This window comes from Agromyces sp. NPDC055520, from assembly GCF_053619715.1.
In genome coordinates this window covers 1-3,685 of the sequence record NZ_JBSHJY010000085.1, presented here as the reverse complement: position 1 = coordinate 3,685, position 3,685 = coordinate 1, and the positions used below count along the sequence as shown (strand labels likewise).

General features: G+C 72.4%; 4 protein-coding genes. 1 reads left to right on the top strand and 3 read right to left on the bottom strand.

Annotated elements, in window-relative coordinates; genetic code table 11:
- Positions 1-60 precede the first annotated feature (60 nt).
- Positions 61-1,059, bottom strand: a complete 999-nt coding sequence (gene gap, locus ACWGST_RS16940) for a type I glyceraldehyde-3-phosphate dehydrogenase (RefSeq protein ID WP_452047837.1) — start codon at positions 1,057-1,059, stop codon at positions 61-63.
- 205 nt (positions 1,060-1,264) lie between these two features.
- Complete coding sequence (locus tag ACWGST_RS16935; protein WP_452047836.1) at positions 1,265-2,227, bottom strand: GlxA family transcriptional regulator; 963 nt, start codon at positions 2,225-2,227, stop codon at positions 1,265-1,267.
- Positions 2,228-2,355: 128 nt separating this feature from the next.
- On the opposite strand from ACWGST_RS16935, the gene ACWGST_RS16930 reads away from it, so the two are divergent.
- Positions 2,356-3,315, top strand: a complete 960-nt coding sequence (locus tag ACWGST_RS16930; RefSeq protein ID WP_452047835.1) for a hypothetical protein — start codon at positions 2,356-2,358, stop codon at positions 3,313-3,315.
- Here the strand turns inward: ACWGST_RS16930 and ACWGST_RS16925 are convergent.
- The coding region (locus tag ACWGST_RS16925) for a 5'-3' exonuclease H3TH domain-containing protein (protein ID WP_452047834.1) at positions 3,278-3,685 on the bottom strand (408 nt) is incomplete at its 5' end. The genes ACWGST_RS16930 and ACWGST_RS16925 overlap by 38 nt on opposite strands.

Genomic DNA, 3,685 nt, shown 5'->3' with positions numbered 1-3,685 from the left:
GCATCCGCCCCCGTTCTCATTGCCCGGTCGACCCGGCCGGACGGAACGAGCGCTCGAATCTCAGCCCGCGAGCAGGCCCAACGAGTCGACCACGCGGTTCGAGAAGCCCCACTCGTTGTCGTACCAGGCGACGACCTTCACGTGCCGGCCGTGCACGCGGGTGAGTGCGGCGTCGAAGATCGACGAGTGCGGGTCGCCCTCGATGTCGCTCGAGACGATCGGATCCTCGACGTACGAGAGCACGCCCGCGAGCGGCCCCTCGGCGGCGGCGCGATAGGCAGCGAGCACCTCGTCGAGCGAGACCTCGTTCGAGACCGTGGTGTTGAGCTCGACGATCGAGCCCACCGGCACGGGCACGCGAATCGAGTCGCCCTGCAGCTTGCCCTCGAGACCCGGCAGCACGAGGCCGATGGCCTTCGCGGCGCCGGTCGAGGTCGGCACGATGTTCACGCCGGCGGCGCGAGCGCGGCGCAGGTCGCGGTGCGGGCCGTCCTGCAGGTTCTGCTCCTGCGTGTAAGCGTGCACCGTGGTCATGAAGCCGTGCTCGATGCCCGCGAGGTCGTCGAGCACCTTTGCGAGCGGCGCGAGCGCGTTCGTCGTGCACGAGGCGTTCGAGACGATGACGTGTTTCGCCGGGTCGTACTCGGCGTGGTTCACGCCGTAGGCGATCGTGAGATCGGCGCCGTCGGACGGCGCGGAGACGAGCACGCGGCGGGCGCCGGCCTCGAGGTGGCCCCGCGCGGCGCCGGCCGAGGTGAAGCGACCGGTCGACTCGAGCACGATCTCGACGCCGAGCTCGCCCCACGGCAGCTTGGCGGGCTCGCGCTCGGCGAGCACGCGGATGCGACGACCGTCGACCACGAGCACGTCGCCGTCGACCGACACCGGGCGGCCGAAGCGGCCGAGAGTGCTGTCGTAGCGCAGCAGGTGGGCGAGCACGTCGGGGGCGGTGAGGTCGTTGACCGCGACGACCTCGACGTCGGCGTCGCGTTCGACGAGGGCGCGCAGCACGTTGCGGCCGATGCGGCCGAATCCGTTGATGGCGATGCGGGTGGTCATGGCGGAGGGGTTCCCTTCAATCCGGTTACCTCCACCTTTGCGGCGACGACGACCGTGCGGCAGTGGCTGGCACGCCAGTGTTCGCAAGGATCGCGCCAATCGTCGCGCCCGAACCTGAGCCCGCGCCTGAGCCCGCGCCTGAGCCCGCGCCTGAGCCCGCGTCCCGCCCACACCAGCGTCTGGGCCCGTGCTCCTCGCCTCGCCCTCACTCCCCCGCCGCGAAGGTGTGCCGGTACTCGCTCGGCGAGACCCCGAGGATGCGCTGGAAGTGCAGCCGCAGATTGGCCCCCGTGCCGAGACCCGCGCGCGCGGCGATCTGCTCGACCCCGAGGTCGCTGCGCTCGAGCAGTTCGCGCGCCAGGTCGACGCGCGCCCGCAGCACCCACTGCATCGGCGTGTACCCGGTGTCCTCCACGAAGCGGCGCGAGAAGGTGCGCGGCGAGACGTTGGCGTTGCGGGCGAGCGCCTCGAGGGTGAGGGGTTCGTGAAGCCGGCGCAACGCCCACTCGCGCGTCGCCGCGAACACCGGCCCGAGCTCGGGCGGCAGGCTGCGCGGAACGTATTGCGCCTGCCCGCCGCTGCGGTACGGTGCGGCCACGAGTCGCCGCGCGGCGTGGTTGGCGACGGCGACGCCGTGGTCGCGACGCACGAGGTGCAGGCAGAGGTCGATGCCCGATGCCGCCCCGGCGCTCGTGAGCACGGCGCCCTCGTCGACGAACAGCACGTTCGTGTCGACACTGATGAGTGGATGCCGCGTGGCGAGCGCCTGCGTGTAGTGCCAGTGCGTCGTGGCCCGGCGACCGTCGAGCAGCCCGGTCGCGGCGAGCGCGAACGCCCCGGTCGAGATCGCCGCGAGGCGCACTCCGCGTCCGTGCGCCGCGAGCAGCGCATCGACGACCGCGGCCGGCGGCTCGTCGCGATCGGGGTGCCGGTACCCCGGGATGAACACGGTCTCGGCCCACTCGAGCGCGTCGAGCCCGTCGGCGACGTGATACGAGAGACCGTCGCCGCCCGTGACGAGGCCGGGCGCGGCCCCGCACACGCGCACCTCGTAGGGCATGCTCTCGCGGGTCGTGAACACCTGGGCCGGGATGCCGACGTCGAGCGGCTTCGCCCCCGGCAGCACGAGCACGGCGACGCGGTGATTGCGGCGGGTCGCGCGAGTCATGCGGCCAGAATGCCATGAAGCGAAAGATTCCCGCCAGCACCGGCACACAGGCGTGTCGTGGGCACGGCGTAGTGTGGTCGCACCCGCCCGGTCGTGTCCGACCCGGTCGGCCGACGAGCGAGGTGGCGATGAGTCAAGCGAACATCGACGTGCAGCACTCCCCCGACGTGTCCGGGCTCGATCCGACCTCGGGCGATCGTACTCCGGCCCGGCCGATGCGCTCGTGGCAGCTCCTGCTGATCGGCGTGGCGTCGGCCGCGCTCGGCCTCGTGCCGTGGTTCATCACGGGGATGCGTCTGCCGCTGCAGAACCTCTGGGCGACCGAGACGATGCCAGACGACATGCCGCTCGTGCTGCTGCCGTTCAGCCAGTACTTCCTCTCGCTCATCGCCTCGCTCATCGTGATCGGCGCCGCGGTCGCAGGGCTCGTGGCGCGTGCGACCCGCACTCGCGCGCCGCGCCGCGGCTTCACGATGCTGCTCGTCGGGGTGCTGCTCGTCGATGCCGTTGCGATCGCGCAGTCCTCGGTCGTCACCGGCGGGGGCCTCCGCGACGACGACTGGTCGACGCTCTACCTCACGGCCGTCACCGGCGTCGCGATCCTCGCGACCGCCGTCGGCGTCGGCGTGCTCGCACTCATCGCCCGGGCACCGCGCGCCGGCGCCGTCATCGGCTTCACGATCGCGGCGATCCTCTCGCCCGGCTGGCTGCACCTGCTCCTCGCCCCGCGCGGCCCCGCATTCGCGGGCGAGCCGACGTGGCTGTGGGACGCGGTGCGCTGGGTGCCCGCCGTGCTCGTGGGCGCGGCGATCGCCTGGGCGGGCGTCAACACTATCGGCCGCATCGTCGCCGCGATCGCGAGCCTCGCGATGCTCTGGGTCGGGCCCACGCTCATCACCGCGGTGTCGGCCGCGACGGGCACGCGCGTGCTCGCGAAGTACCCGGGCGAGATGGTCGACTACGCCGTCGGGGTGTTCCGCATGGCGCTGTCGGACTCGAATCTCGTCGTGCCGCCGATCATCGCGGCCGTCGTCGTCGCCGCGATCGGGCTCACCGGCCGGGCGCTGCTCGCCCGTCGAGCGCACTGAGCACGCGCGCGACCGAGCCGCCGAGGTTCCACTCCGTCGCGAGCGCCTCGAACGCCTCGCGGTGGGCGCCGGTGACCGGCCGCAGACGCGAGTCGAACTCGCCGAGATCGAGGTCGCGCACGACCTCGACGACGGTCGGCGCCACGGCGAGATAGTCGGCGGCGGCCGCGAGCTTGGCCCGCACGCCCGCAGACATCGGCGCCGAGGCATCCGCTGCCGCTTCGACGATGCCGTCGAGGTCGACGAATTCCTGCAACAGCGATGCCGCCGTCTTCTCGCCGACGCCCGCCACCCCCGGCAGCCCGTCTGAGCTGTCGCCGCGCATCACGGCGAAGTCGACGTACTGCTCGGGCAGCACCCCGTACTTGGC

What these genes read in the sequence shown, in the direction of transcription:
- gap (WP_452047837.1), bottom strand. Translation starts at nt 1,059, where the DNA reads ATGACCACCCGCATCGCCATCAACGGATTCGGCCGCATCGGCCGCAAC.
- ACWGST_RS16935 (WP_452047836.1), bottom strand. Translation starts at nt 2,227, where the DNA reads ATGACTCGCGCGACCCGCCGCAATCACCGCGTCGCCGTGCTCGTGCTG.
- ACWGST_RS16930 (WP_452047835.1), top strand. Translation starts at nt 2,356, where the DNA reads ATGAGTCAAGCGAACATCGACGTGCAGCACTCCCCCGACGTGTCCGGG.